3 protein-coding genes are annotated in these 2388 nt (G+C 74.7%); all 3 read right to left on the bottom strand.

The window, feature by feature from the left end:
* A partial coding sequence (locus B7767_RS32250) for a hypothetical protein (protein WP_085575225.1) occupies window positions 1-411 on the bottom strand: 411 nt, incomplete at its 3' end.
* Window positions 411-2012: an MFS transporter gene (locus tag B7767_RS32255; protein ID WP_085575224.1), complete on the bottom strand. Its 1602-nt coding sequence runs from the start codon at window positions 2010-2012 to the stop codon at window positions 411-413. The genes B7767_RS32250 and B7767_RS32255, both read right to left, overlap by 1 nt.
* A gap of 13 nt (window positions 2013-2025) precedes the next feature.
* The coding region (locus B7767_RS32260) for a response regulator transcription factor (RefSeq protein ID WP_143652740.1) at window positions 2026-2388 on the bottom strand (363 nt) is incomplete at its 5' end.

Here is a 2388-nt window from a genome sequence, read left to right on the forward strand (position 1 = left end):
GCCGGCCCGGCGGGCCGCCGCCACCGACCAGCCCACCTGCCCCGCCACGGCGACGGACAGCGCGAACCACTGGGTGGCCTGCACACCGAGGCCGAGCACGGGGCTGACGGCCACGGCGACCGCCGGCGGCACGGCGGCCTTGACGATCGTCCACTCCTCGCGGCACGCCCGCAGGACGACGTGCCGGTCCGGGCCGCGCTGCGCCAGCCGCGCCCCGAACAACTGCGCGTGCACGTGCGCGATCCAGAACACCCCGCCGGTGAGCAGCAGGAGCAGCACCATCTCCAGCCGCGGGAACGAGCCGAGCGTGCCGGCCCCGACGATCACCGAGGCGGCGAGCATGGACCCGTAGACGCCGCCCGTGTAGTCGGCGTGCGCCCTGCGCCCGGCGGCGTGCCCGGCATCGGGCATCAGGGCCTCCTCCCGCCGGGCCGGGCGGGCCCGGGCTGCGGGCCCGGGAGCCGGGGCGTGACCAGGAAGCTCGCGAGGGTGATGCCGCCGGTGGCGAGGATCGCCGCTCTCAGGCCGTCGAGCTGCGCGGACGCGTAGGAGTCCGTCACGGCGTCCACCTCGGACGGCGGAAGCCCGGCGCGGGTGGCCGCCGCGCGCACCTGGTCGGTGGGCACGAAGGTGACCCCGGCCTCCAGGGCGACACCGACCTGCTGCCGGGCCTCCCGCGACAGCCGGGGGTCGTCCTCCACGTGCGCGGTGAAGGCGTGTGCCAGGGAGCCGATGAGCAGCGATCCGATGAGCGCGGTGCCGAGGGCCGAGCCCAGGTTCTGCGCGGTGTACTGGAGCCCGCCGGCCTCGCTGCGTTCCTCCTCGCCCGCGGCGGACTGGACGACGTTGCCGAGCTGGGAGGCGAACAGGCCCATGCCCACGCCGAGCAGGGCCATCGCCCCGGCGAAGTTCGCGTCGTCGATGACCGGGTCGACGGTGGCCAGCAGCCATACGACGGCCGCCGCCACGGTGACCAGGGCCAGCCGGACGACCCGCCGGGGCCCGGCCGTGCGCCCCAGCCGGGCCGCGCCCAGCGAGGTCACCAGCATCGTCGCGGACACCGGCAGCAGCCTGAGCCCCGTCTCGAAGGCGTCGAAGCCCTGCACGACCTGGAGGTACAGCGGGATGGTGAAGAACAGGCCCAGCAGGATCAGGTTCTGGCTCACCAGCGACATCAGGCCGGACCCCAGGGCCGGCCGACGCAGCAGGGACAGGTGCACCAGCGGGTCGTCGCCGCGTTCGTCCCGGCGCCGCTCCCACCGCTGGAAGAGCGCGAGGACGGCCGCCCCGGCGCCGATCACGAACAGCGTCGGCGCGAACCCGAGGACCGTGAAGGGCGGGTTGCGCGGTTGCACCCAGCCCCAGGTGCCGCTCTGCAGCACCCCGAGCACCCCGAGGGCCAGGCCCGCCGCGGAGAGCACGGCGCCGACGCCGTCCAGCCGGGGCGGCGCCCCGGTCCTCGGCACCTCGGTGATCGCGCGGCGCAGGAGGAGGACGGCCAGGACGACCACGACCTCGCCCGCGAAGACCAGCCGCCACGTGAGGTACGTCGTCACCCAGCCGCCCAGCAGGGGGCCCACGGCGATCCCGGCACCGGCGAGTCCGCCGACGACGCCGTACGCGACGGCCCGGTCGCGGCCCCGGTAGGACTCGGCGACGAGGGCCGCCATGGCGGGCAGCACCAGCGCGGCGCCGAGTCCCTCGATCACCGACCAGCCGAGGACCAGCACCCACAGGGTGGGCGCCACGGCGGTCAGGGCCGAGCCGGTGGCGTAGACGACGAGACCGCCGAGGAAGACGCGGCGCCGTCCGAGGATGTCCCCCAGCCGCCCTCCGATGATCATGAAGGCCGCCATGACCAGCGCGTACAGCGTGATGACGGCCTGGATGGCGGTGACCTCGGTGTCGAAGTCGTCGACCAGTTGGCTGATGGAGACGTTCATGACCGACGTGTCGAGGACCATCAGGAACTGCGCGGTCCCCAGGACGATCAGCGGCCGCCAGTGGGCCATGGCATCCCCCTCGTCACAGCAGGTCCAGCTCGCGGGCGCGGCGTACCGCCTCGTTGCGGCGGTTGACGGACAGCTTCCGGTAGACGCTCTTGAGGTGGGTCTTGACCGTGTTCACGGATACGTACAGGTCGGCGGCGATCTCCTCGGTGGACATCGCGAGGGCCAGCCGCCGCAGCACGTCGCGCTCGCGTCCGCTCAGCTGCTCCACGACCGGTGGCGGCGACTCGTACGGGCTCGGGGACGGTCCGGTGCCGGGTGCGAGCCGGCCGGCCGGCGGTGCCGCGCCCAGGTAGCGCCGGATCCACGGCCCGGCCTCGGTGAAGGGCCGTATCAGCCGCTCCCGGCGCGCCTCCGCCAGCGCCCGCGCCACGAGGCC

The organism is Streptomyces sp. 13-12-16, from assembly GCF_002114215.1.
Taxonomy (GTDB): domain Bacteria; phylum Actinomycetota; class Actinomycetes; order Streptomycetales; family Streptomycetaceae; genus Streptomyces.

Excerpts from the sequence above, each read along its gene's own strand:
- B7767_RS32255 (WP_085575224.1), bottom strand. The coding sequence starts at position 2,012 with ATGGCCCACTGGCGGCCGCTGATCGTCCTGGGGACCGCGCAGTTCCTG.